Below are 24,212 nucleotides of genomic sequence, written 5' to 3'. Positions count from 1 at the left end.
GAGTGGAATGCGGACGCCGCGATCGGCGCGGGACGGCGCATGCGCCGCATCATCGCGCGACCGGGCCGAGGCCGGCGGCCCGCGGCCGTCGCGCGGGACGGTCGTGTGCGCCGTCGCGACGAGGCATCGCGACGGCGTGGCGATCGGCTTCGCTGTTGCGGCATCACGCCGCGTCCCCCAGCCGCGCCGGCTGCAGCCGCGGCGCCAGCCACTGCACCAGCGCCAGCGCCAGCAGGTAGGCCGAACCGGCCATCAGGAACACCGGCACGTAGCTGCCGGTGGCCTCGAGCAGGAAGCCGATGAAGGTGGCGATCAGCATGCCGCCGACCGCGCCGGCGAAGCCGCCGATGCCGACCACGGTGGCCACCGCGTGGCGCGGGAACATGTCCGAGGGCAGGGTGAACAGGTTCGCCGACCAGCCCTGGTGCGCGGCGGTGGCCAGGCCGATCAGGCCCACCGCCAGCCACAGGTTGTCGGCGCGCGCGGCGAACACGATCGGCACCACCGCCAGCGCGCAGATCAGCATCGCGGTCTTGCGCGCGCGGTTGACGCTCCAGCCGCGGGCGATGAAGCGCCCGGCGATCCAGCCGCCGGCGATGCTGCCGATATCGGCCAGCACGAAGATCACGATCAGCGGCGCGCCGAGCTGCAGCAGGCTCAGCCCGTACTCGGCGTGCAGGAACTTGGGCAGCCAGAACAGGAAGAACCACCAGATCGGATCGGTGACGAACTTCGCCACCACGAACGCCCAGGCCTGGCGATGGCGCAGCACCTGCGCCCAGCGCAGCCGCCGCGCCGGTTCCGGCGGATCGCTGCGGATATGCGCCAGCTCCGCCGCGCTCAGCCGCGGCTGCTGCTCCGGCGCACGGTAGGTCAGCCACCACACCGCCAGCCAGGTGGCGCTGAGCGCGCCGGTGAACAGGAACGCCGACTGCCAGCCCCAGGCGCTGGCGATCAGCGGCACCAGCAGCGGCGCGACGATGGCGCCGATGTTGGAGCCGGAATTGAAGATGCCGGTGGCCAGCGCGCGCTCGCGCCGCGGGAACCATTCGGCCACGGTCTTGATCGCCGCCGGGAAGTTACCCGACTCGCCAAGGCCGAGGAAGAAGCGCGCGATCGCGAAGCCCACCACGCTGGCCGCCAGCGCATGGCCCATCGCCGCCAGGCTCCAGATGCCGATCGCCAGCGCATAGCCGGCGCGCGTGCCGAAGCGGTCGATCACCGCGCCGCTGCACAGCAGGCCCAGCGCGTAGGCGGCCTGGAAGGCGGTGACGATGTAGCCGTATTCGATTTCGTTCCAGCCGATCTGCGTCTGCAGGAACGGCGCCAGCACGCCGAGCACCTGGCGGTCGATGTAGTTGATCGTGGTGGCGGCCAGCAGCAGCGCGCAGATGCGCCAGCGCATGCGCCCCAGGCGCGCGCCGGCGGTGGCCGTTTCGGCCGTGTCGGCGCCGGGCAGCGGCATCATGCGCGCGCTGCCGACAGTGCGGCCGTGGGCTGCAGCGCGCGCTGCGGATGGCGGCAGCGCGCGGCCATGTGCCTGCCTGCGTGCCGCAGAGTGCGATGCAGTCCGCAGACTGCGCTGATCCCGGGTCGGTGCATGCGCTTGAATCCCCGCAGGACGCGGCGGCCGCCGCGATTGGTAGCGCTATCAGTAGCATGTCGCCGCGTGCGATCCATCGTGCACAGCAGCATGAAACGCGATTGCCTCGCACGGCACCGCTCGCCCCCGTCCGCCGTACCCGGGCGCACGTTGGCCGGCCGCTGCCGCTCCGTGCCGGTTTATGTTGCCGTGCAGCGTGACAGCCGGTTTGGTAGCGCTACCATCCGCGGCCACGGCCCCAGGTTCGGGCGTCGAAGTCGCTGCACGTCATTTCCGTCGCTCGGGCAATGCATCGACAGGTCGCTCCGCATCGCCATCGCGGAGCCGCAGGTCACCTGTTTTGGGGAGGATCACGGTGAAGAACAGTTACGCGCGCACCACGTTGTCTCACGCACTGGCCACCGTCCTGCTCGGCATGGCCGCGGGCACGGCCTGGGCGCAGACTGCACCGCCGGCGCCGGCACCTGCCGCGCAGGCCGCCCCGGCAACCGCGGCGGCGCCAGCGCCTGACGCGGCGCAGGCAGGCGACGACGCGGTGAAGCAACTGGATACGGTGACCGTCTCCGGCTATCGCCGCAGCATCCAGTTCTCCACCGACGCCAAGCGCGATTCGGTGACCTTCAGCGATACCGTGTTCGCCGAGGACATCGGCAAGTTCCCGGACATGAACATCGCCGAGTCGCTCAACCGCATTCCCGGCGTGCAGCTCGCGCGCGACGTCAACGGCGAGGGCCTGAACATCGCCATCCGCGGCCTGGGCACCAGCTTCACCAAGACCACGCTCAACGGCGCCAGCATCGCCACCGCCTCGATCGGGATCAACGCGCAGAACCAGAACCGCGAAGTCGACCTCAACCTGTTCCCGACCGAATTCTTCACCCAGCTGACGGTGAGCAAGACCCCGACCGCGAGCATGCTCGAAGGCGGCGTGTCCGGCGTGGTCGACATGCGCAGCGCGCGGCCGTTCGATCGTGCCGGCACGCATCTGACCTACCAGCTGCAGGGCGACCGGAACAGCACCAGCGAGAAGACCACGCCGCGCGGCGCGGTGATGGGCAGCTGGACCAACGAGGCCGGCACCTTCGGCGCGCTGTTCGGCGTGGCCTCGGTGCGCAGCAAGATCGGCGTGGAAGGCTTCGAGACCATCGGCTGGACCAACCCGGGCCTGACCTACGCGCAATGCGGCCTGACCCCGCCGGCCGGCACGCCCTCGACCAGCCAGCCGGCCGCGTGCAACGCCAACGGCGGCGGCAACTGGCGCATCCCCGACACCGTGCCGGTCACCGCCGGCGCCGGGCTCGTTCCCGGGCAGAGCATCGACGCCGCCTGGCTGCTGGCGCACAACCCCGGCCTGAGCATCGCGCAGATCAGCGACGCGCTGATCCCGCGCCTGGGCCGCCGCGTGCAGATGCAGGGCGACCGCGACCGCGACGCCTCGGTGATGTCGCTGGAATGGCGGCCCAGCGACACCGCGCATTTCTATCTGGACACGATGTTCTCCAAGGCCAAGCGCACCACCGATCGGACCAGCATGAACCTGATCGGCCGCAACGGGAACATGATCCCGCTGGACATGCAGCTGGACGGCAACAACGTCGTCACCGATGCCACCTTCACCAACGCCCAGTACTTCCTGGAAGCGCGCCCGTACCACGAGGACGTCAAGTTCTGGAGCGTCAACCCGGGTGCCGAACTGCTGTTCGGCGCGGACCAGGACATCAAGCTCAACGTGCAGGCCAACGCCACCCGCAGCTGGATGTACCGGCAGTCGCCGAGCATCCTGGTGACCTCGCCGTTCACCACCGTGGAGTACAGCAACCACGGCGGCGACCAGCCGTCGATCGACAGCCCGCTGGACCTCAACGATCCCAACCTGGGCTGGGGCTGGACCGGCGGCCGGCTCAACATCAGCAACGAGAAACGCCAGACGGAGACCCGCGGCGCGCGCGCCGACCTGCAGTTCGGCGAGGACAAGCGCAACATCAAGGTCGGCGTCGCCTACGACCAGGCCGAGCGCCGTATCCGCGGCTTCGACAACAGCGCCGCGTGGGAGACCCTGGTGTGCCGCGGTGCCGGCCCCACCTGCACCGGCGGCGCCGGTTCGCTGATCCCGCAATCGGCGCTGGCCTCCTACCTCAAGCCCGGTTCCGGCGGCTTCATCACCGTGGACTTCGACCGTTTCCTGCGCGACAGCGGCTATTACGGCCTCAGCGACAGCGCGCCGGAGACCAACGCCGCCAACACCGGCGCCTCCACCGGCGGCATCCTGGAGAAGAACTGGGGCTTCTACGTCGAGACCAACGCCGAGACCGACGTGTGGAACCGCGCGTTGCGCTTCAACGCCGGCGTGCGCTACGTCACCACCGACCAGACCATCAGCGGCCCGGTCACCGTCGGCGGGGTGCGTCGCTACCAGGTGCTGGATTCGGACTACAAGGAACTGCTGCCCTCGTTCAACGTGGCCTGGGACGTGGCCGACAACGTAGTGCTGCGCCTGTCCGGCTCGCGCACGCTGACCCGGCCCGATCCCAGCGCGATGCTGCCCAACACCAACTTCAGCGATCCGTCCGCGCAGACCGCCACCCAGGGCAATTCCAACCTGGCGCCGTACCTGTCGACCAACGTGGACATCGGCGGCGAGTGGTACACCGGCGGCGAAGGCTTCGTCGGCCTGACCGTGTTCGACAAGCGCATCGACGGCTTCACCGTCAACGGCGTGCGCCGCATTCCGTTCCTGGACCTGGGCGTGGCCTACAGCGACCTGACCGCGACCCAGCAGGCTGCGATCGACCAGCGCGGCGGCCCCAACGCGGCCACCGTGGACGTGCAGACCCAGGTCAACGCCGACGGCACGCTCAACATCCGCGGCCTGGAAGCGATCTGGGTGCAGCCGCTGGACCGCGTGCTCGACGGCCTGGGCTTCAGCCTCAACTACACCCACGTCAAGCAGGAGTCCGAGGGCGATGGCATCCAGGCGGTGGCGGTGGGCGTGGCGCCGAACCTGTGGAACGGCACCGTGTACTGGGAGAAGAACAACGCCTCGGTGCGCCTGTCGTATGCCTGGAACGACGACATGATCATCTCCGGCGCCAACCAGAACGGCATCCCCGACGCGCGGCTGATGGCCGATGCGCGCGGGCAGCTGGACCTGTCGGCCAGCTACACGCTGGCGTGGATGCGTTCGGCGCCGCAGATCACCCTCAACGTCACCAACCTCACCGACGAGCCGTTGCGCACCACCTTCCAGTATCCCAACGCCACCTACGACCTGTACAAGCCCGGACGCACCATCATGCTCGGCATTCGCGGCTCGTTCTGATCCTGGCGCAGCCGATGGCCTCCACTCCGGACCCAGCCGCGCCGCCACGGGCGGGCGCGCGGCGACCAGCACGGCCGCCGCGCCCGCCGCAGGGCGGTGCGTTCGCCGTACCCTCGAGCGCGGACCCTCTTCCGCCGGAAGAGGGGAGCAACGCCCCCACCACCGGTTCCCCCAGGCCATGACCAACAGCGCGCACCGCCTCTCGATCACGGAAAAGATCGGCTACAGCCTCGGCGATCTGGCCGCGAACATCATCTTCCAGACCCTGATCACCTTTCTGGCGTTCTTCTACACCGACGTCTACAAGATCCCGGCCTCGTCGGCGGCGAGCATCATCTTCGTCGTCGGCCTGCTCGGCGCGTTCGTGTTCACGCCGCTGGTGGGCATCCTCGCCGACCGCACCCGCAGCCGCTGGGGCAAGTTCCGGCCGTGGATCCTGTGGACCGCGATCCCGTTCGGCGCCGCCTCGCTGCTGGCGTTCACCACGCCGGAGCTCGGCGAGCGCGGCAAGACCGTCTTCGCGCTGGCGAGCTATTCGCTGCTGATGCTGGTCTACGTGGCCAACAACCTGCCGTACTCGGCGCTGAGCGGCGTGCTCACCGGCAGCATGGCCCAGCGCAACAGCCTGTCCTCGTACCGCTTCGTGGCGGTGATGATCGCGCAGTTCATCATCCAGGTGCTGCTGCTGCCGCTGGTGCTGATCCTCGGCGACGGCGACAAGGCGCGCGGCTTCCACAACGCGATGGCGCTGTTCGCGGCGACCGGCACGCTGTGCTTCCTGATCACCTTCTTCACCACCCGCGAGCGGGTGCTGCCGCTGTCCGAACGCGCCTCCAGCGTGCGCGAGGACCTGACCGACCTGGTCCGCAACAGGCCGTGGCTGGTGATGCTGGCCCTGACCATCCTGGTGTTCGTCAACCTGGCGATGAAGGGCGGCATGTACGTCTACTACTTCAAGTACTACCTGGACGCCGGCGCGCTGTCGCGGTTCCTCGACGGCAGCGGCTTCAACGCGCTGATCGCCGGCGCCAACGCCACCACCACCCGTGCCGGCCTGGCCGCGCTGCAATGGCCGCAGGACGCGCCCACCTCCGCATTCAGTGCGTTCAGCGCCGGCGGCATCCTCTTCATGATCGTGGGCATCGGCTGTTCCAAGCCCCTGGCCGACCGCTTCGGCAAGCGCGACGTGTTCGGCGCCGCGCTGCTGGTGTCCACGCTGTTCCTGCTGGCGTTCTACCTGTATCCGCCCGACGCCATCGCGCTGGTGTTCGGCTCCTACATCCTGCACGGCTTCTTCTACGGCATCACCATCCCGCTGCTGTGGGCGATGATCGCCGACGTCGCCGACTACTCGGAATGGAAGAACCACCGCCGCGCCACCGCGATCATCTTCTCCGCCATGATGTGCGGGCTGAAGATCGGCCTGAGCGTCGGCGGCGCGCTGGTCGCGGCGATCCTGGCGATCTACGGCTACGACGCGGCGTTGCCGCAGCAGAGCACCGCCGTCACCCACGGCATCCGCCTGGCGGTGAGCGTGTACAGCGCCATTCCGTTCCTGATGTGCGTGGCCGCGCTGTTCCTCTACGAAATCAACAAGCCCATGGAAGCGCGCATCGAGCGCGAGCTGGAGGCGCGCCGCCTGCGCGCGCCCTCCGGCGCCATCGGCTGAACCCGACACGATCCCCCCGGAGCACCACCGCGCCATGTCCCCCGCCACCCCCGCCGACGACCTGCAGACCCTGGCCAGCCGCGCCATCTCGCCACCGCTGGTGACCCACATCTACACCGCCGATCCGTCGGCGCACGTCTTCGACGGCGCGATCTACATCTATCCCTCGCACGACATCGACGCCGGCGTGCCGTTCAACGACGACGGCGGTCATTTCGACATGGAGGACTATCACGTGTTCCGCATGGACAGCGCCGATGGCCCGGCGGTGGACTGCGGCGTGGCGCTGCACGTGAAGGATGTGCCGTGGGCCGAGCGGCAGATGTGGGCGCCGGACGCGGCGTGCAAGGACGGGCGCTACTACCTGTATTTCCCGGCCAAGCGCGCCGACGGCATCTTCCAGATCGGCGTGGCCATCGGCACGCGCCCGGAGGGCCCGTTCACCGCCGAGCCGCAGGCCATCGACGGCAGCTACTCGATCGATCCGGCGGTGTTCGCCGACGACGACGGCGAGCATTACCTGTATTTCGGTGGGATCTGGGGCGGGCAGCTGCAGAAGTACCGCGACAACGTCTACGCGCAGGCGCACGAGGAACCGGCCGACGCCGAGCCGGCGCTGGGCCCGCGCGTGGCGCGGCTGCGCGCCGACATGACCGAATTCGCCGAGCCGCCGCGGGAAGTGCGCATCGTCGACGAACACGGCCAGCCGCTGCTGGCCGGCGACCATGCGCGCCGCTTCTTCGAGGCGCCGTGGCTGCACAAGTACGCCGGGCGCTACTACCTGTCGTATTCGACCGGCAACACCCACCTGCTGTGCTATGCGATCGGCGATTCGCCCTACGGCCCGTTCACCTACCAGGGCCCGCTGCTGAGCCCGGTGGTCGGCTGGACCACGCATCATTCGATCTGCCAGTTCCAGGGCACTTGGTACCTGTTCTACCACGACGCGGTGCTGTCCGGCGGCGTCACCCACCTGCGCTCGATCAAGCTCACCGAACTGCAGCACGACGCGCAGGGGCGCATCGCGCTGGTCCACCCTTACGGCGAGTGATCGCGCGCGGAGGCGTCCGCGCGCGATACGCGCGTGCGCGCCGGCGCGGCCGGCTTACGGCATCCACACCAGGTTCTGGGTCTGCGGATCGGCGGTGACCTTGTCGATCTTGCCGGCGCCGTCGAAGGACACCTGGAACTCGCCGAAGCTGGTCCGCCAGTAGCGCCACAGGGCGCTGTCCAGGTTCGGGTTCTCGCTGCTGATCGGGTAGCCCAGTGCCATCAGCGTCTGTTCGCGGGTCATGCCCTTGGTGACGCGGCTGCTGCCGATCGCCTCGCGGATCTTCGCCGGATACGCCGCCAGCTTGAGCCTGGGATCCTGCGCGACCACGTAGCGCCGGGCGAAGGCCTCGTTGTCCAGGTCGCGGCTGTAGTCGTTGCCGATCGACTGCTTCTGGCCGTCGATCAGCACGTTGACCCGGTAGCGGCCGTAGCCGGTGACCTTGACCGGGGTGCCGGCGGGAATCACCTTCTTGCCGTTCTCGGCATAGTTGCTGTCGCTGATCCAGCTGCCGTCGCTGCGCATGTTGCAGCACAGGAAGCCGTCGTACTTGGCGTCGGCCGCGGCGGCCAGGCCGGGAGCGGCCGTGCCCGCGGCGAGGGCGAGAACCAACAGGGAAGGGCGCAAACGCATGGAGACTCCTTTCCGGGCGGCGATCCTGCCGCCGGTGATGCGGACGATGGGAATGGCGCCGCCTCCGCCGCGGCGCCGCGTGCATTGTGCCGGCAACCGCACCGCCGACAAAGCGCCGCGGCGGCGGCACGGTGACGGCAGCCCCGTCGCCTGTGTATGCTCGGGCCTCGTGGAAGACATGACGCCCGCCGAGATCTCCCTGCGCATCGACGCCCTGCGTCGCGAGCACCGTGCGCTCGACGAACAGATCCAGCGGACCCCGGCCAACCTCGACGACGAACTGCAGGCCAAGCGGCTGAAGAAGCGCAAGCTGCAGCTCAAGGACTGCATCATGCGCCTGGAAAACCTGCTGATTCCCGACGAACCGGCGTGAGCGCGGCGACGTTCTTCAGCATCGGCCATTCCACGCGGCCGCTGGACGAGTTCCTGGAGATCCTGCGCGGCGCGCAGGTCACGCAGTTGGCCGACGTGCGCGCGTTTCCGTATTCGCGGCGCTTCCCGCAGTTCGACGGCAGCGCGCTGGCGCGCACGCTGGCCGCCGAAGGCATCGGCTACCAGCATTTCCGTGCGTTGGGCGGACGCCGCGGCAAGCAGCCCGGCGTGGACCCACAGCGCAACGGCCATTGGCGCAGTGTCAGCTTCCACAACTACGCCGACTACGCGCTGGGCGCCGAGTTCGGCGAGGCGTTCGCACAGCTGCGCGCGCTCGGCAGCCGCGGCGCATGCGCGGTGATGTGCGCCGAGGCCTACTGGCGCCAGTGCCATCGCCAGATCATCTGCGACCACCTGCTGCACCACGGCCACCCGGTGATCCACCTGATCGACGCCAAGCGCCGCGAACCGGCCACCCTCAATCCCGCCGCGCGCGCCGATGCGCAGGGGCAACTGGTCTATCCGCCGGACGCCCCGCCGGCCGGCTCGGTCACCGGCGATCTGTTCGGCGGCTGAGCCAGCGGGTCCGGCGACGCCGACGATGCCACCTGTGTAGGAGCGACTTCAGTCGCGACAGGCCTTACCGGTAGAGCCCGTCGCGACTGAAGTCGCTCCTACAGTCACGTGCCGAGAGCGAAGCGAGCACGCCAGCCGCATCCCGCACGGGCCCGACAGAGCCACTGCCACCGCAGCCACTTCAATCCTGCGGCACCGCCGGCTCTTCCGGCTTGGCCGCTTCCGGGCTGACCCGCTCGATGGTGTGGCGCAGTTCGCGGCCGAGGATGAACTTGGCGTCCTTGGCCCACGCGTCCAGCCGCTCGTCGAACACCAGCTTGCTGTTCTCGTCCGGCCACACCAGCTTCAGTTCGCGCAGCTTCTGGATGAAGCCGCGGAACAGGGTCTTGTCGAAGAACTCCGGCGCGGCCGGGGCGTACAGCAGGCTCAGGCGCTGCGCCGCCTGCTGGCACAGGCTCTCCAGTTCGCCGGCGCCGAGCTTGCCGGGGCCGTTCTTGACCAGCACCGAAATGGCGATGTAGTAGCGCTCGAACGCCTGCTGCAGCGAATGCCCGATGGCGCGCAGGCGGAACACCTCGTCGGTCTGCCCGGTGTTGCGCGCCAGCAGGCCGCCGTCGTCGTCGTTGACCTGCAGCAGCAGCCCCTCGCGCACGAACACCTCGATGGTGCGCTCGATGCGCTCGGCGAACTGGTCCTCGCTCCACGGCAGGAACAGCTCGGCCTGCAGGAACGGGTACACCGTGCGGCCCAGCCGCAGCAGCCCGGCGCGGCTCATGCGGCGGTTGTTCTGGAAGCAGCACGCCACCCAGGAGGACGCGGTGAACAGGTGCAGCACGTTGTTGCGGAAGTAGCTCAGCAGCACCGCGTTGTCGCCGTTGACGCTGAGCACGTCGCCGAGCGGATGCGGCGTGCGGGTCAGCACGTTGATCTCCTCGGCGTGGGCGATGATGCGCTCGGGCGAATGCGGGGTGACGGTGACCCGGTTGGAGTACGGCAGTTCGGCCAGCAGCTTCTTGCACAGTTCGATCTGCGCGATCAGGTCGGCCTCGCCCATCGCGTGCTTGGGCGTGGACAGCAGCGCCAGCGCCAGCAGGTTGACCGGATTGACGTCGGCGGCGGCGTTGACGTGCACCTGGATCTGCTGCGCCAGCGCATCGACGGTGCCGTTCAACCAGCCCGGCTTCTCGTCCTCGCCCAGCGGCTGGCCGTCCCACTCCGGCGCGCGCTGCGCCAGCACCTGGCTCAGCGCGATCGGCTCGCCGAAGTTCACCACCACCTGGCCGTAGTTCTGTTTGAGCACCTTGGGGATGCTCCACAGCAGGCCCCAGATCGATTCCTTCTCCTTCGGCCGGCCGCTGAGTTCGTCGAGGTAGCTGTTGCCTTCCATCAGCTTCTCGTAGCCGACGTAGATCGGCTGGAACAGCACCGGCTTGCGCGGCTGGCGCAGGAACGCGCGCAGGGTCATCGCGATCATGCCGCCCTTGGGCTGCAGCAGCCGGCCGGTGCGCGAGCGCCCGCCCTCCACGAAGTACTCGATCGAGTAGCCGCCGGCCACCAGCTGCGCCACGTATTCGCTGAGCACCGCCGAATACAGCGCGTTGCCCTTGATCGAGCGGCGGATGAAGAACGCGCCGCCCTTGCGCAGCAAGGTGCCGACCACCGGCAGGTTGAGGTTGATGCCGGCCACGATGTGCGGCGGCACGATGCCGCGTTCGTACAGCAGGTAGCTCAGCAGCAGGTAGTCCATGTGGCTGCGGTGGCTGGGCACGTAGATCACTTCGTGTCCGGGCGCGGCCTCCTTCAGCTTGTCCAGGTGGTGCACCAGCACGCCGGCGTAGATGCGGTTCCACACGTGGGTGAGCAGGAAGCTGGCCGAGCGCACCACCGGGCTGGAGTAGTCCGCGGCGATCTCCCAGGCGTAGGCGTGGGCCTTGCGCCAGGCGTCCATCGGCTTGCTGTTGTCGCGCTTGGCCTGCGCGGCGATCGCCTCGCGCACCGGCTCGGACGCCAGCACCTGGTCCACCAGCAGGCGCCGGGTGGACAGGTCCGGGCCGATCACCGCCTCGCGGATGCGGCGGAAATGGGTGCGCAGCACGCGCTGCAGCTTGCGCACGGTGCGTTCGGGCGGCAGTCCTTCGTCCACCGTCTGCCGCATCGACACCGGCGGGGCGAAGCGCACGATGGTGCTGCGGCCGTTGAGCAGCACGCCGAGCAGGCGCCGGAAGCTACCGACCAGCGCCCAGTTCTCCGAGAACAGCACCGCGAACCAGCCGCTCTGCTTGTCCGGGGCGCGGCCGACGAAGATCGACACCGGCACCAGGTGGATGTCCAGGTCCGGGCGCTCGCGATGCGCCTGCAGCAGCTTGGCCAGCGAATCGGAATGGGTCTTGGCGCCGCGCTGCTCGGGGATCAGCGCGTTGTTGCTGCTGCGCCGCGACAGCGCTAGGTAGGCGCGCTTGCGCCCCAGCGGGTCGCCGGGCAGCGGTACCAGCGGCGACGGCAGGCCGGCCTCGCGGCAGGCCTTGTCCAGGATCAGCGCGTTGGACAGGCCGTAGTCCTCCAACACGTAGACCACCGGGCGGCCGTCGTCGTACTGGCCGGGTTCGGCCGGTTCGATGTTCAGCCCCAGCCACGGATCGGCCAGGCGCCCGAGCAGGCGCGCCCACAGCGGCCGCTTGGCGCTGCGCGTGGCGGCCGCCGGCACCGGCAGCGCCGCCGCGGCGGGCGCCTGCGGCCCGCTGGCGGCGGCGTCGCCGCTGGCCGGGGGGATGGGCGCATGCGCCGGATCCGGGGCGCGCGTGCCCGCGGCGTCGTCGGGGAAGGGGAGGGGATTTTGTTCTGGCATCGGCGTCATTATCGCTTAGCCGGCAGCGCGGGGTCGGCGGCAGGCGCCGCCGGGGCCTCGGCAGGGGCCGCGATCGGTACCGCGGCGGCGGCCAGCAGGGTGTCCACGTCGTGCAGGGTATCGCGCAGGTACCAGTGGCCCTGGCGGCGCACCAGCACCGCGGTGGTGTCGATCTGCGCGCTGCCCAGCGGGTACTGGATGCGCACCACCGCCTGGTCGCCCTGCTGGCTGACCAGCCCGGTGCGCAGTTCGCGCGCGCTGGCGTCCAGGTCCAGGCCGTAGCTGGCCAGCACCGTCTTCAGGTCGGCCAGGAACGGGCCGAGCCGGACCAGACTCTGCTCCATGCCCAGGCCGTGCAGGTCGGCATCGCTGCGCAGGCCGGTGCGGCGCGCGGCGCCGCTGAGCCGGGCGATCGCCGCCTGCGCGCGCTTGCGCTCGGACAGCGGCGCGTGCTCGGCCCAGCCGCTCAGCGCCTGCACCAGCTGCACGTAGTGGCCGCGCTGCTCCGGCGTGTAGTCGCCCTGGTTGCGCAGGTACTGCACGCCGAACAGGCCCAGCGAGTGCGCGGCCTGGCGCAGGCTCGCCGCCTGGCCGCCGAACTGCGCATCGAACGCCCGCTGCAGCTGGCGCTCGGCGTCCGGCGCGGCCAGGGTGTCGAGCGCCGAGGGCAGGCGTTCGGCCAGCGGCAGCTCGGTCAGCGGCCAGCGGCTGCGGTCCTCGCGCCAGGCCTGTTGCAGGCGCTGGTAGTGCTCGGGTGGGACCGCGGCGCGGGCATAGCCGGCCAGGTCGTTGCGTTGCAGCGCGCGCGCCAGTTCGCGCACGGCCGTGGCCGGTTCGGCGCTGGCGCCGGGCAGTTCGGCGGGGCTGCGCTTGCAACCGGCCAGCGCCAGCATGGCCAGCAGCAGCGCAGGAACGACATGCATGGGCGTGAGCCGGATCGGTCGTGGCGGCATCGGTGCTGGCTCGTTTCCCCAAAACGTTCCGCATCTTGCTGGGCGCGCGCGATTCCGGCAAGCCGCGCGCCCGCGGCGGCGCGGCGTGGCGATTGCGGCGGCCGGCGCCGATGTCGCGCCGGGACAATTTCTGGCTCGATCGGCACCGCCGGGACAACCCTGTCGGTGCGATGTCGGCGTATCGCACAGCGTGCCGCCACATTGCGCAATGTTGCGGCGCATCATGTAACCGCTTGCAGTTGCTGTTACCGTCCGCCCACCTCAGCTTGAGGTGGTGCTGGACGGGGGTCCCAGTGCGATACAGTTCAGACATCTTCCGAGCGCTGGGTCACGGTGGCATTGGCCGCCGTGGCTTGGCGTTGGCCGGCCTCCTGTGCGGGTTCGCCATGGCCCTGCCAGTGCAGGCGCAGGACGGCCGTTTGCCGCCGCGCGACACGTGGCGCGCCTCCAGTTCCTCCAGCCAGGTCAAGGCGCAGGCGATCGAGTACCTGATCGACGGCGATGCCACCACCCGCACCGGCGGCGCCTTCAGCCCCGGGCATTGGTTCCAGGTCGACCTGGGCCGCGTGGCGCGGGTCGGCGGCGTGCACCTGCAATGGGACACCGCCAATCCGGAAGGCTTCCTGCTGCAGGCCTCCAACGACGGCCAGCGCTGGGACACGGTCTACACCATGGCCGACTCGATGGGCGGCAGCGAGACGCTGTTCTTCGCGCCGCGCCGCGCGCGCTATCTGCGTCTGGCCAGTCCCGAACGCACCGCCGACTGGGGCGTGTCGATCTACGAGATGGAACCGCTGGGCGATGCGGCCAGCGCGCGCCTGCAGGGCCTGTCGGCGGCCGACGCGGCGGCGCTGTGGCAGGGCGGTGCGGCGGTGGCGATGCCCGGCAAGGGCGCGCAGGCGCGGCAGCTGGACATCGCGTTCCCGCGCGCGTTCGCCAGCACCGGGCTGATCGTCGAGTTCGCCGGCGCGCACGGCGCGGCGCGGCTGCAGGCGCAAGATGCCGCGGGCCGCTGGAGCACGCTGGCCGAGGACCCGCAGGCCGGGCAGAGCGACAGCGCCTACCTGGCCGGCACCGCGCCGGTCCAGGCGCGCGCGCTGCGCCTGCGCGTGGACGCCGCGCCCGGCGGCGCCGCGCCGGCGCTGCGTCGCCTGCGCCTGCTCGGGCCCAAGGCGGTGATGACGCCGATGAAGCGCTACCAGGTCGCCGCGCAGCGCGGCGACGCGCGCGCGCTGTTCCCGGCCTCGCTGCACATGCAGCAGACCTACTGGACCGCGGTCGGCATCCACGCCGGCCGGCAGAAATCGATCTTCGACGAGTACGGCAACCTGGAGGCGTGGAAGGGCGCGCCGCTGGTGCAGCCGCTGTGGCGCGACGCGTCCGGCGCCGCCGCCGGTGCCGATGGCCACGCGCTGACCCATGCGCTGCGCGACGGCTGGAAGCCGATGCCGTCGGTGCGCTGGTCGCCGCAGCCGGGGCTGGAGCTGCGCAGCGAGACCTTCGCGATCGAACACAACGGGCAACCGGTGACGCTGCTGCGCCACCGCCTGCGCAACACCGGCAACACGCCGGTCAGCGGCACGCTGTCGCTGCTGGTGCGGCCGATGCAGATGAACCCGCCGTGGCAGAACGGCGGCCTGTCGCCGATCCACGACGTGGCCGTGGAGGACGCCGCGGTGCGCGTCAACGGGCGCCTGCTGCTGGAATCGCTGAGCCCGCCCAGCGGCGCCGGCGCCGAGGCGTTCGGCGCGCACGGGGAAACCGAGATCACCCGCCACGTCGCCGCCGGCACGCTGCCGGCGCAACGCCAGGCGCACGACGCCGACGGCCTGGCCGCGGCGATGCTGAACTACGCGGTGACCCTGGCGCCGGGCGCGCAGCAGGACGTGGTGCTGGCGTTCCCGCTCGGCACCGCCAACGCCGACAAGCAGGGCCGCCTGCCGCCGGCGCCGGCCCTGGACCGCGCCGCGCTGCTCGGTGCCGACCGCCGCGATCCCGGCCGCAGCTTCGATGCGCTGGCCGAGCGCGTCTCCGCCGATTGGCAGCGGCGGCTCGGCAACGTCGGTCTGAGCCTGCCCGACGCCAGCCTGGTCGACATGCTGCGCGCGCAGGCCGCGTACATGCTGATCAACCAGACCGGCCCGGCGATGCAGCCCGGCCCGCGCAACTACAACCGCTCCTTCATCCGCGACGGCATGGCGACCTCGGCGGTGCTGCTGCGCATGGGCCAGGCCAAGGTCGCCCGCGACTACCTGCAGTGGTACAGCGACCACGCGGTGCACCCGAACGGGCTGGTGTCGCCGATCCTCAACGACGACGGCAGCGTCAACGACGGCTTCGGCTCGGACCTGGAGTACGACAGCCAGGGCGAGTACATCACCCTGGTCGCCGACGTGGCGCGCCTGGACGGCGGCCCGGAGAGCGTGCGCGCCTACCTGCCGAAGGTGAAGCTGGCGATGCAGTTCATGCAGCAGCTGCGCGAGCGCACCCTGGTGCCCGGCTACATGGCCGAGCAGCCGGCGCCGGAGCGTTTCCGCGGCATCCTGGCGCCGTCGATCAGCCACGAAGGCTATTCCAGCCCCACCCACAGCTACTGGGACGACTACTGGGCGCTGAAGGGCTGGCACGACGGCGCCTGGCTGGCCGAGTCGCTGGGCGATGCGCAGACCGCGGCCTGGGCGCGCGAGCAGTACGCCGCGCTGCGCACCTCGCTGGCCGCCTCGATCCGCGCCACGATGGCCTGGAAGGGCGCCGACTTCATCCCCGCCGCCGCCGACCTGGGCGACGGCGACCCGAGCAGCGTGTCGATCGCGCTCGACCCCACCGGCCAGCAGGACCTGCTGCCCGAGCAGGCCCTGCGCACCACCTTCGCCCGCTACCTGGACGACGTGCGCAAGCGCAAGCAGCCCAACGCGCTGTGGGCGTACTCGCCGTACGAGATGCGCAACGTGCTGACCTACGTGCATCTGGACCAGCCGCAGGTCGCCGACGAACTGCTGCAGGACATGCTGCGCGACCGCCGCCCGTTCGAATGGCAGGTGCTGGCCGAGGTGGTGCAGTCGCGGCTGCGCTTCCCGCGCTACCTCGGCGACATGCCGCATACCTGGATCGGCGCCGAGTACGCGCGCACCCTGTTCGGCATGCTGATGCACGAAGGCGACGACGCCTTGGTGCTGCTGCCGGGCGCGCCGCCGTCCTGGCTGGCCGGCGACGGCCTGTCGGTGCAGCGCCTGCCCACCGCCCATGGCCAGCTGAGCATGCGCGCGCGGCAGCGCGACGAAGTGCTGCGCATCGAACTCGGCAGCGGGCTGCGCGCCGGCACCGCGGTGCGCGTGGTGTGGCCCTCGCGCACGCGGCCGACGCAGGTGCGCGTGGACGGCCGCCGCGTCGACAACTACGACGCCGGCGGCGTGGTGCTGCGCAAGCCGTTCCGGACCCTGGAGGCGCGCTGGTGAATCCGCGCATCGCGCCAACGCCGGAACAGCGCGCCAGCATCACCATCAAGGACGTGGCGCGCATGGCCAACGTCTCGGTGGCGACGGTGTCGCGCACCATGAACGGCCACCAGCACGTGGCCGAGCCGGTGCGCGCGCGGGTGCTGGAAGCGGCGCGCACCCTGCACTACGTGCCGCACCATGCCGCGCGCAGCCTCAGCAGCCGCCGCACCCACACCATCGGCGTGGTCTTGCCCGACCTGCACGGCGAGTTCTTCTCCGAACTGATCCGCGGCATCGACACGGTCGCGCGCGAGCGCGGCCTGCACCTGCTGGTGTCCAGCTACCACGGCGAGCCGGAGGAACAGCGGCTGGCGGTGCGGCGCATGCCCGGGCGCGTGGACGGGCTGCTGATCATGTCGCCCTACCTGGGCAGCGGCGCCGACGGCGCCATCGACATGCTTCCCGGCGCCTTGCCGGCGGTGCTGATGAACTGCGCCGAGCGCATCGCCGACACGCAGGTGCTCAACGTCGACAACTACGGCGGCGCGCGCACGATGACCGGCCACCTGCTCGACAGCGGCCACCGCCGCATCGCCTTCATCGCCGGGCCGGAGGACAACTTCGACGCGCGCGAACGCCTGCGCGGCTACCGCGACGAATTGCATGCGCGCAGCCCGCAGACGCCGCCGCAGGTGCTGCCGGGCAACTTCGACGAAGCCTCCGGCTACCGCGCCGGCCAGGCGCTGCTGCAGGGCGAGCGCCCGGACGTGGTGTTCGCGGCCAACGACATGATGGCGCTCGGCTGCCTGTTCGCCTTCACCCACGCCGGCCTGCGCGTGCCCGACGACATCGCCCTGGCCGGCTTCGACGACGTGCCGATGGCGCGCTACGTGCACCCGGCGCTGACCACGATGCGGGTGGACATCGCCGGCTTCGGCGCGCGCGCGATGCAGCTGCTGATCGCCGCGCTGGAACCGCAGACCGCGTCCGCGCCGCCGTCCACCGACATCGCCCCGCAATTGATCGTCCGTGCGTCCAGTGTCCAGCGAGGAACCGCCATGGACTGACACCGCCCGACGCGCTTCACATCACCGTCTGCATCCAACTAGAAGAAACAAAACGAATGATCCCGTTTACTGCCCTGGGAGGGGTACTGTCATGAAGAGCAAGCGTTCCGCTTCCAACCTGCCCGCACGCAGCCTGCTGTGCTGCGCGCTGGCGACCTGCCTGTTCGCGTCGATGCCGGCGATGGCGCAGTCCAGCAACGCGATCCTGCGCGGCCAGGCCCAGGCCGGCGCCGAAGTGGTCGTCACCAACACCGCCACCGGTTCGGTGCGCCGCACGCCGGTCGGCGCCAACGGCAACTACACCGTGATCGGCCTGCCGCCGGGCACCTACACGGTCGAGTCCAACGGCGTCAGCCGCACCGTGACCCTGCAGGTCGCCTCCTCCTCCACGGTCGACCTGGCCGCCGGCAACGCCGCAGCGCCGGGTGGCGATGCCACCACGCTGGGCACGATCAACGTCACCGCGCCGCCGTCGATGAAGGACGTCAAGACCTCCGAGGTCGGCAACGTCGTCTCGCTGCGCCAGATCCAGCAGCTGCCGCAGGCCACGCGCAACTTCCTGGAGTTCGCCGACACCGTGCCGGGCATGGTGTTCACCATCGACGGCAACGGCAACACCAAGCTGCGCGGCGGCGCGGCCAACGCCAGCGCCGGCAACCTGTACATCGACGGCGTCGGCCAGAAGAGCTACGTGCGCAGCGGCGGCATCGCCGGCCAGGCCGACACCCAGGGCAATCCGTTCCCGCAGCTGGCGATCGGCGAGTACAAGGTCATCACCTCCAACTACAAGGCCGAGTACGGCCAGGTCAGCGGCGCGGCGATCACCGCGGCGACCAAGTCCGGCACCAACGAGTTCCACGGCGAGGCGTTCTTCCGCTACACCGACCAGGACCTGCGCGACAAGCGCCCGGACGAAGAGAACGGCAAGATCGATTCGCAGACCAAGGAATACGGTTTCGCCCTGGGCGGCCCGATCCTGCAGGACCGCATGCACTTCTTCGTCGCCTACGAGGGCAAGGAGAACGTGGCGCCCAAGAGCGTGCAGGCCGAGGCCAATGCGCAGCCCTTCGTCGGCGTGCTGCCGGCCAACCTGTCCAGCCAGTTCGGCGCGGCGAACATGCCGTTCGAAGAGGACCTGGTGTTCGCCAAGGTCGACTTCGAGCCGACCGACCGCGACCGCATCGAGCTGAGCACCCTGTACCGCGACGAGACCCAGATCGCCAACGTCGGCGGCCTCAACACGCCGGAGCAGGCCACCAACAAGATCAACAAGGACAAGCGGACGAACCTGCGCTGGCAGCACAGCGCCGACAGCTGGTACAACGAGCTGATCGTGGGCACCGAGGATTCGGAGAACAACCCGACCGCCAAGACCCTCGGCAACGGCATCCTCTACAAGTACCTGGCACCGCGCGCCGGCTCCACCGATGTCGACGAGTACACGTTCCTGGCCACCGGCTCGGCCGGCGGCCTCACCGTGCAGCGCAAGAGCCAGAAGGGCTGGTTCCTGCAGAACGACCTGACCTTCACCAGCTTCGAGTGGCACGGCGAACACACCATCAAGATGGGCGTGAACTACAAGGACGTGAAGCTGACCTCGCAGGACGCGGCGGCGGTGAACCCGCAGTTCAGCTACGCCGTCGATGCCAACGGCGTCGCCGCCACGCCGTACCGCGTGGATTTCGTCGCGCCCTACACCACGCCCGGGCAGCGGGCGACGGTGGAGTCGCCGTCCAAGCAGTACGGCATCTACATCCAGGACGACTGGGCCGTCACCGACAAGCTGCTGATCAACGTCGGCGTGCGCTACGACTACGAAGACACCCCGGCCTACACCGACTTCGTCACCTCGCAGCCCTTCGTCGACGCGCTGTATGGCGACGATCCGGAAAACCCCGGCCACCCGTGGGCCGACCGCCTGCTGCCCAGCGGCATCAACGCGGCCGACTACATCAGCACCGGCAAGAACCGCAAGAACTTCAAGGATGCGTGGGCGCCGCGCCTGGGCTTCTCCTACGATTTCTTCGGCGACGAGACCGCGGTACTGCACGGCGGCGCCGGCCGTTCCTACGACCGCAACCTGTTCGAGCAGCTCGCGCTGGAAACCAGCAAGGCCGCGCTGTCGCCGGTCGCGGTGTACTTCCAGAACCCGGCCACCGGGCAGTGCTTCCGCAGCGATCGCACCTGCGCTGCGTGGGATCCGCGGTTCCTCAATGGCGTGGACCAGCTGAACACCATCCCCGGCGTCAGCGGCAGCGCCGAGCTGTTCATCTTCAACAACAACATCAAGACCCCGTATAGCGACCAGTACAGCATCGGCATCAGCAACCAGGTCGGCGACTGGCTGACCGACGTGACCTTCCAGCGCGTGCTCAGCTACGACGGCTTCGTGATGTCGCTGATCAACCGCTATCCGGACGGTTCCTACTTCCAGAACGGCAGCGTGCCGTGGGGCGAGCCGGTGCCGGGCTACCAGAACACCATCATCGGCAACAACGGCCTGGAGCAGCGCAGCAGCCAGGTCCTGCTGTCGGCGGAGAAGCCCTACACCAAGGAATCGGGCTGGGGCCTGACCCTGTCCTACACCCACACCAGCGCGCGCCAGAACCGCAACATCGACGAGCCGTTCGCGTTCGACAAGCCCACGATCGGCGACTATCCGTTCGTGAAGTCCGATGCGGTCTCGGCGCACCGCTTCGTCGCCTCCGGCTCGATCGACGGTCCGTGGGGCGTCACCTTCGGCGCCAAGGTGGTGCTGGCCACGCCCGAGCCGATCAACACCATCGCCTGCTACGGCAGGGTCGATCCGGATGGCGGCACCTGCCAGCAGGTCGGCGTCACCCCGCCGGGCAGCGGCAAGTTCCTGGTCGGCGGCAAGATCTGGGGCTACCGCACGGTCGACTTCCAGGCCAGCAAGGACTTCACCGTGTACAACGACTTCAAGCTGTCGGCGCGCGTCAACCTGCTCAACGCCTTCAACTTCAAGAACTACTCGTCGTATGCATACAACGGCTTCGGCACCAACGGACGTTTCGACCCGAACATCACCATCAACGACACCGGCGAGATCCTGTACGTGCCGCGCACCGTGACCTTCGAGATCGGCGCCAAGTTCTGATCCACGCAACACCGCCCACGCGCGTGCCCGACCGGCGCGCGTGGGGTTTTTCCGGACGGGGCCGCTTGGCCCCGTTCGCGTCTCGGTCGCCTCTTTCCTTTGCCTAGGACCGCGCACGCATGATCGCCGCCCCTCTCCGCAACCTGGTCATCGTCGGCGGCGGCACCGCCGGCTGGATGGCCGCCGCCGCGCTGGCGCGCGTGCTGGGTCCGGACTACCGCATCACCCTGATCGAGTCGGAACAGATCGGCATCGTCGGCGTCGGCGAAGCCACCGTGCCGCACATCAAGGCCTTCAACAACCTGCTCGGCATCGACGAGGCCGAGTTCGTGCGCCAGACCCAGGGCAGCTTCAAGCTCGGCATCGAGTTCGTCGACTGGCAGCGGCCGGGCACGTCCTACGTCCATGGCTTCGGCACCGAGATCGGACATCCGCTCGGGTTGCTGCCGTTCCAGCAGTACTGGTTCAAGCAGGCGCTGCTCGGCAAGGCCAAGCCGCTGGGCGCCTACACGCTCAACACCGTCGCCGCCAAGCGCGGCAAGTTCATGACCTCGGCCAGCGACGCGCCGCCCAATTCGCCGCTGGGCAACATCGCCTACGCCTACCACTTCGACGCCTCGCTGTACGCGGCGTTCCTGCGCCGCTACTCCGAGCAGCGCGGGGTGACCCGGCGCGAGGGCATCGTCGAGCAGGTGCAGCTGCATCCGGAGTCGGGCGACGTGCTCTCGGTGCGCCTGGCCTCGGGCGAAACGATCGCCGGCGACCTGTTCATCGACTGCTCCGGCTTCCGCGGCCTGCTGATCGAGCAGGCGCTGCACACCGGCTACCACGATTTCAGCCACTGGCTGCCGTGCGACCGCGCGCTGGCGGTGCCCTGCGCCAAGATCGGCCCGCCCACGCCGTACACCCGCGCCACCGCGCGTGCGGCCGGCTGGCAGTGGCGCATCCCGCTGCAGCACCGCACCGGCAACGGCTACGTGTACTCCAGCGCGCACCTCAGCGACGACGAGGCCGCGGCCACGCTGCTGGCCAACCTGGACGGGCCGGCGCTGGCCGACCCCCGCCCGCTGCGCTTCCTCACCGGCCGCCGCAAGCAGGTGTGGAACCGCAACGTGGTCGCGCTGGGCCTGGCCAGCGGCTTCATGGAACCGCTGGAGTCCACCAGCATCCACCTGATCCAGTCCGGCATCTCCAAGCTGCTGGAGCTGTTCCCGCGCGAGGGCATCAGCCCGGCGCTGGTGCAGCGCTACAACGACCGCATCGCCTTCGAGTTCGACCGCATCCGCGATTTCCTGGTGCTGCACTACACCGCCACCGAGCGCGACGACAGCGACTTCTGGCGGCAGTGCCGCAACATCGCGATCACGCCCGAACTGCAGGCGACGCTGGACCTGTTCCGCGACAGCGGCCGCTTCTACCGCAACGGCGAGGAGATGTTCGCCGAGATCAGCTGGGTGCAGGTGATGGTCGGGCAGGGCATCCTGCCGCGCGCCTACCACCCGCTGGTGGACCAGGTGCCGGCCGCGGACATCGAACGCTTCGTCGCCGGCATCGAGCAGACCATCGGCCATTGCGTGGACGCGATGCCGCCGCACCAGGCCTTCATCGACCGCTACTGCGCCGCCGCGCCGCGCTGAGCCGGCCGGCGCCGGGCATAAAAAAAAGAGGCCTCGCGCACCAAGGCGCGGGCCTCTGCAAAATCCGACCGAAGCCGGAGAACGGTTTGTGGCGCATCTCCGGCAAAGCCGGACGCTGCACATGCTACCGGCAGTGCGAAGTTAATGCAATGGCTTAAGTTCTATCTGCTAAGTCATTGATATTTATACTCGATATTCAGCGGGCTGCCGCGCCTGCCAGCGTGGCGGCGATTTCGCGCTGGATCGCCTCGGCCGCGGCGCGCGGGTCCGCCGCCTGGCGGATCGGGCGGCCGACCACGATCGCGTCGGCGCCGGCGGCGAAGGCCTGGGCCACGCCGACGGTGCGCTGCTGGTCGTCGCCGACCGGGCCGCCGGGGCGGATGCCCGGGCACACGATCGAGAAGCCGGCGCCGGTGGCGCGGCGGATCGGCGCCGCTTCCTGGCCCGACGCGATGACTCCGTCGATGCCGGCCGCCTGCGCGGCCAGTGCGCGCTCCACCACGACCTCCTGCGGCTCGCGGTCGATGCCCATCGAGGCCAGGTCGGCGCGGCCCATCGAGGTCAGCACGGTCACCGCCAGCAGGCGCATCTCGCCGCTGTTGGCGTCGGCCGCGGCCTGCATCATCGCCGGGTGCCAGCCGTGGATCGTGCAGTAGTCCACCGGCCACTGCGACAGGCGCCGGATCACCCCGCCGACGGTGGCCGGGATGTCGAAGAACTTCAGGTCCACGAACACGCGCTTGCCGCGCGCGGCCAGCGTCTCCAGCACGTCGAAGTATTCGCCCGAGGCCAGCAGCTCCATGCCGATCTTGTAGAACGCCACCGCATCGTCCAGCCGCTCGATCCACTCCAGCGCCTCGTCGCGGCCGGGCACGTCCAGCGCGAAGATCAGCCGTTCGCGCGCCTCCAGCGGCAGCGGCGCGCGGCTCACTGCGCCAGCTCCAGCGCGTCGCGCTTGGCCTGGTGGCGCGCGGCGCGCGGCTGCGCGAAGTCGTTGTTGAACAGCGCCGGTTCCCAGGAGCCGTAGCTGGGATTGGGCAGCATCCACCAGCGCTCGCCGAACCAGTCGTGGTATTGCTGCAGCAGCTGCGCGCGGCCGTCCGGGGTGTTGGCCACGACCTGCACGAAATCGCCGAGCTGGTCGCCGAACTGCATCAGCACCCGGTACTGCTGGCCGACCAGCCTGCGCCGGCAGTTCTTCTCCGAGCCGTTCTGCTCGCAGTCCTTGACCACCGTGCCCAGGCCCAGCAGCACGCTGTTGTCGGCCACCGGCAGGCCGGCGCTGCGCAGGTTGGCCAGGGTCGCGTCGGTCAGGTGCACGGCGCGGTTGGAGACGTACAGCACGGTGATGCCCTTGGCGGTGGCCGCCTTGGCGAAATCGACCACGCCCGGGATCGGCCTGGCCTTCTTCTCGGCCACCCACTGGTCCCAGCTCAATTCGTCGTATTCCTTGCCGTTGCGGATCAGCCGCGCCTGGTACGGCGAGTTGTCCAGCACCGTCTCGTCCACGTCCATCACCACCGCCGGCTTCAGCCCGGCCGCGGCGTTGCCGCGTTCCTCCGGCACCAGCGCGTCCCAGTTCGGCTCCTTCAGCGCCGCATCCAGGCGGTCGGCGGCGGCGCGATAGGTCTGCTCGGCAACGGCCTGGTACTCGGCCGAGCGCTGCATCCACAGCACCGCGTTGAGGTTGTCGTCGCCGGCGACCGGCGCGGCGGCGCTGCTCGCGGCGGGCGGCGCCTTGCCGTCGGCGGCTGGCGCCTGCGGCTTGCAGGCGGACAGGGCGAGCACGGCGCAGGCCAGTGCGGTGCGGGCGATCGGGGTCATCGGGCGCGGGAACCTAGGCGGGGAATCGGCGGATTTTAGCGGGTTGCGGCGGCTGCCGCGGCGCGTGGGCAGCCGCCACGCTCAGAAACGCGCTATGGCCATCGGCCA

15 protein-coding genes are annotated in these 24,212 nt (G+C 69.9%); 9 read left to right on the top strand and 6 right to left on the bottom strand.

Translation table 11 applies throughout. The features are described 5' to 3' along the window. Positions 1–163 precede the first annotated feature (163 nt). Positions 164–1,465, bottom strand: coding sequence for an MFS transporter (locus OCJ37_RS20615; RefSeq protein WP_263113753.1), 1,302 nt, complete (start codon positions 1,463–1,465; stop codon positions 164–166). 493 nt (positions 1,466–1,958) lie between these two features. Here OCJ37_RS20615 and OCJ37_RS20610 point away from each other — a divergent pair, with 493 nt between their 5' ends. The 3 genes from OCJ37_RS20610 to OCJ37_RS20600 all read left to right on the top strand — a co-directional run bounded on the left by OCJ37_RS20610 (position 1,959) and on the right by OCJ37_RS20600 (position 7,642). Further along, positions 1,959–4,922 (top strand): TonB-dependent receptor, encoded by a 2,964-nt coding sequence (locus OCJ37_RS20610; protein WP_263111536.1) that lies wholly within the window; start codon positions 1,959–1,961, stop codon positions 4,920–4,922. Positions 4,923–5,100: 178 nt separating this feature from the next. Continuing rightward, positions 5,101–6,591: an MFS transporter gene (locus OCJ37_RS20605; RefSeq protein WP_263111535.1), complete on the top strand. Its 1,491-nt coding sequence runs from the start codon at positions 5,101–5,103 to the stop codon at positions 6,589–6,591. A gap of 34 nt (positions 6,592–6,625) precedes the next feature. Then, positions 6,626–7,642 (top strand): glycoside hydrolase family 43 protein, encoded by a 1,017-nt coding sequence (locus OCJ37_RS20600; RefSeq protein ID WP_263111534.1) that lies wholly within the window; start codon positions 6,626–6,628, stop codon positions 7,640–7,642. 54 nt (positions 7,643–7,696) lie between these two features. Here the strand turns inward: OCJ37_RS20600 and OCJ37_RS20595 are convergent, their stop codons facing one another. Further along, on the bottom strand, positions 7,697–8,275 hold the full coding sequence (locus OCJ37_RS20595) for a hypothetical protein (protein WP_263111533.1): 579 nt from the start codon (positions 8,273–8,275) through the stop codon (positions 7,697–7,699). Between the two features lie 169 nt (positions 8,276–8,444). On the opposite strand from OCJ37_RS20595, the gene OCJ37_RS20590 reads away from it, so the two are divergent. Together OCJ37_RS20590 and OCJ37_RS20585 are read left to right on the top strand one after the other, a co-directional pair. Then, positions 8,445–8,648, top strand: a complete 204-nt coding sequence (locus OCJ37_RS20590; RefSeq protein ID WP_038231978.1) for a YdcH family protein — start codon at positions 8,445–8,447, stop codon at positions 8,646–8,648. After that, a complete protein-coding gene (locus tag OCJ37_RS20585) occupies positions 8,645–9,223 on the top strand; it encodes a DUF488 domain-containing protein (protein ID WP_263111532.1) in 579 nt (192 codons plus the stop codon). Before OCJ37_RS20590 ends, OCJ37_RS20585 begins: the two co-directional genes overlap by 4 nt. Before the next feature lie 181 nt (positions 9,224–9,404). Here OCJ37_RS20585 and plsB read toward each other — a convergent pair whose 3' ends face one another. Beyond that, a complete protein-coding gene (gene plsB / locus OCJ37_RS20580; protein ID WP_263111531.1) occupies positions 9,405–12,077 on the bottom strand; it encodes a glycerol-3-phosphate 1-O-acyltransferase PlsB in 2,673 nt (890 codons plus the stop codon). Further along, on the bottom strand, positions 12,077–12,991 hold the full coding sequence (locus OCJ37_RS20575; RefSeq protein WP_263111530.1) for a hypothetical protein: 915 nt from the start codon (positions 12,989–12,991) through the stop codon (positions 12,077–12,079). Before OCJ37_RS20575 ends, plsB begins: the two co-directional genes overlap by 1 nt. 416 nt (positions 12,992–13,407) lie before the next feature. Here OCJ37_RS20575 and OCJ37_RS20570 point away from each other — a divergent pair, with 416 nt between their 5' ends. The 4 genes from OCJ37_RS20570 (at position 13,408) to OCJ37_RS20555 (ending at position 22,280) form a co-directional block, all read left to right on the top strand. Further along, on the top strand, positions 13,408–16,476 hold the full coding sequence (locus OCJ37_RS20570) for a galactose-binding domain-containing protein (protein ID WP_263111529.1): 3,069 nt from the start codon (positions 13,408–13,410) through the stop codon (positions 16,474–16,476). A 62-nt stretch (positions 16,477–16,538) separates the two neighbouring features. Continuing rightward, positions 16,539–17,525 (top strand): LacI family DNA-binding transcriptional regulator, encoded by a 987-nt coding sequence (locus tag OCJ37_RS20565; protein WP_263113752.1) that lies wholly within the window; start codon positions 16,539–16,541, stop codon positions 17,523–17,525. 91 nt (positions 17,526–17,616) lie between these two features. Then, positions 17,617–20,643: a TonB-dependent receptor domain-containing protein gene (locus OCJ37_RS20560; RefSeq protein ID WP_263111528.1), complete on the top strand. Its 3,027-nt coding sequence runs from the start codon at positions 17,617–17,619 to the stop codon at positions 20,641–20,643. A 119-nt stretch (positions 20,644–20,762) separates the two neighbouring features. Continuing rightward, a complete protein-coding gene (locus tag OCJ37_RS20555; RefSeq protein WP_263111527.1) occupies positions 20,763–22,280 on the top strand; it encodes a tryptophan halogenase family protein in 1,518 nt (505 codons plus the stop codon). Positions 22,281–22,476: 196 nt separating this feature from the next. On the opposite strand, the gene pyrF is transcribed toward OCJ37_RS20555, so the two are convergent. Both pyrF and OCJ37_RS20545 read right to left on the bottom strand, forming a co-directional pair. Beyond that, entirely contained in the window at positions 22,477–23,211 is a 735-nt protein-coding gene (pyrF, locus tag OCJ37_RS20550; RefSeq protein WP_263111526.1) for an orotidine-5'-phosphate decarboxylase, read from the bottom strand. After that, positions 23,208–24,104, bottom strand: a complete 897-nt coding sequence (locus OCJ37_RS20545; RefSeq protein WP_263111525.1) for a 5'-nucleotidase, lipoprotein e(P4) family — start codon at positions 24,102–24,104, stop codon at positions 23,208–23,210. Before OCJ37_RS20545 ends, pyrF begins: the two co-directional genes overlap by 4 nt. Positions 24,105–24,212 lie beyond the last annotated feature (108 nt).

Source organism: Xanthomonas sp. AM6, assembly GCF_025665335.1.
In the GTDB taxonomy this organism is placed as follows: Bacteria; Pseudomonadota; Gammaproteobacteria; order Xanthomonadales; family Xanthomonadaceae; genus Xanthomonas_A.
This window is presented reverse-complemented; position numbering and strand designations above follow the sequence as displayed.

Bases quoted from the DNA above. Each gene is read 5' to 3' on its own strand.
- plsB (WP_263111531.1), bottom strand. From the start codon at position 12,077: ATGACGCCGATGCCAGAACAAAATCCCCTCCCCTTCCCCGACGACGCC.
- OCJ37_RS20615 (WP_263113753.1), bottom strand. From the start codon at position 1,465: ATGCCGCTGCCCGGCGCCGACACGGCCGAAACGGCCACCGCCGGCGCG.
- OCJ37_RS20600 (WP_263111534.1), top strand. From the start codon at position 6,626: ATGTCCCCCGCCACCCCCGCCGACGACCTGCAGACCCTGGCCAGCCGC.
- OCJ37_RS20605 (WP_263111535.1), top strand. From the start codon at position 5,101: ATGACCAACAGCGCGCACCGCCTCTCGATCACGGAAAAGATCGGCTAC.
- OCJ37_RS20595 (WP_263111533.1), bottom strand. From the start codon at position 8,275: ATGCGTTTGCGCCCTTCCCTGTTGGTTCTCGCCCTCGCCGCGGGCACG.
- OCJ37_RS20565 (WP_263113752.1), top strand. From the start codon at position 16,539: ATGGCCAACGTCTCGGTGGCGACGGTGTCGCGCACCATGAACGGCCAC.
- OCJ37_RS20545 (WP_263111525.1), bottom strand. From the start codon at position 24,104: ATGACCCCGATCGCCCGCACCGCACTGGCCTGCGCCGTGCTCGCCCTG.
- OCJ37_RS20560 (WP_263111528.1), top strand. From the start codon at position 17,617: ATGAAGAGCAAGCGTTCCGCTTCCAACCTGCCCGCACGCAGCCTGCTG.
- OCJ37_RS20570 (WP_263111529.1), top strand. From the start codon at position 13,408: ATGGCCCTGCCAGTGCAGGCGCAGGACGGCCGTTTGCCGCCGCGCGAC.
- OCJ37_RS20555 (WP_263111527.1), top strand. From the start codon at position 20,763: ATGATCGCCGCCCCTCTCCGCAACCTGGTCATCGTCGGCGGCGGCACC.
- OCJ37_RS20575 (WP_263111530.1), bottom strand. From the start codon at position 12,991: ATGCATGTCGTTCCTGCGCTGCTGCTGGCCATGCTGGCGCTGGCCGGT.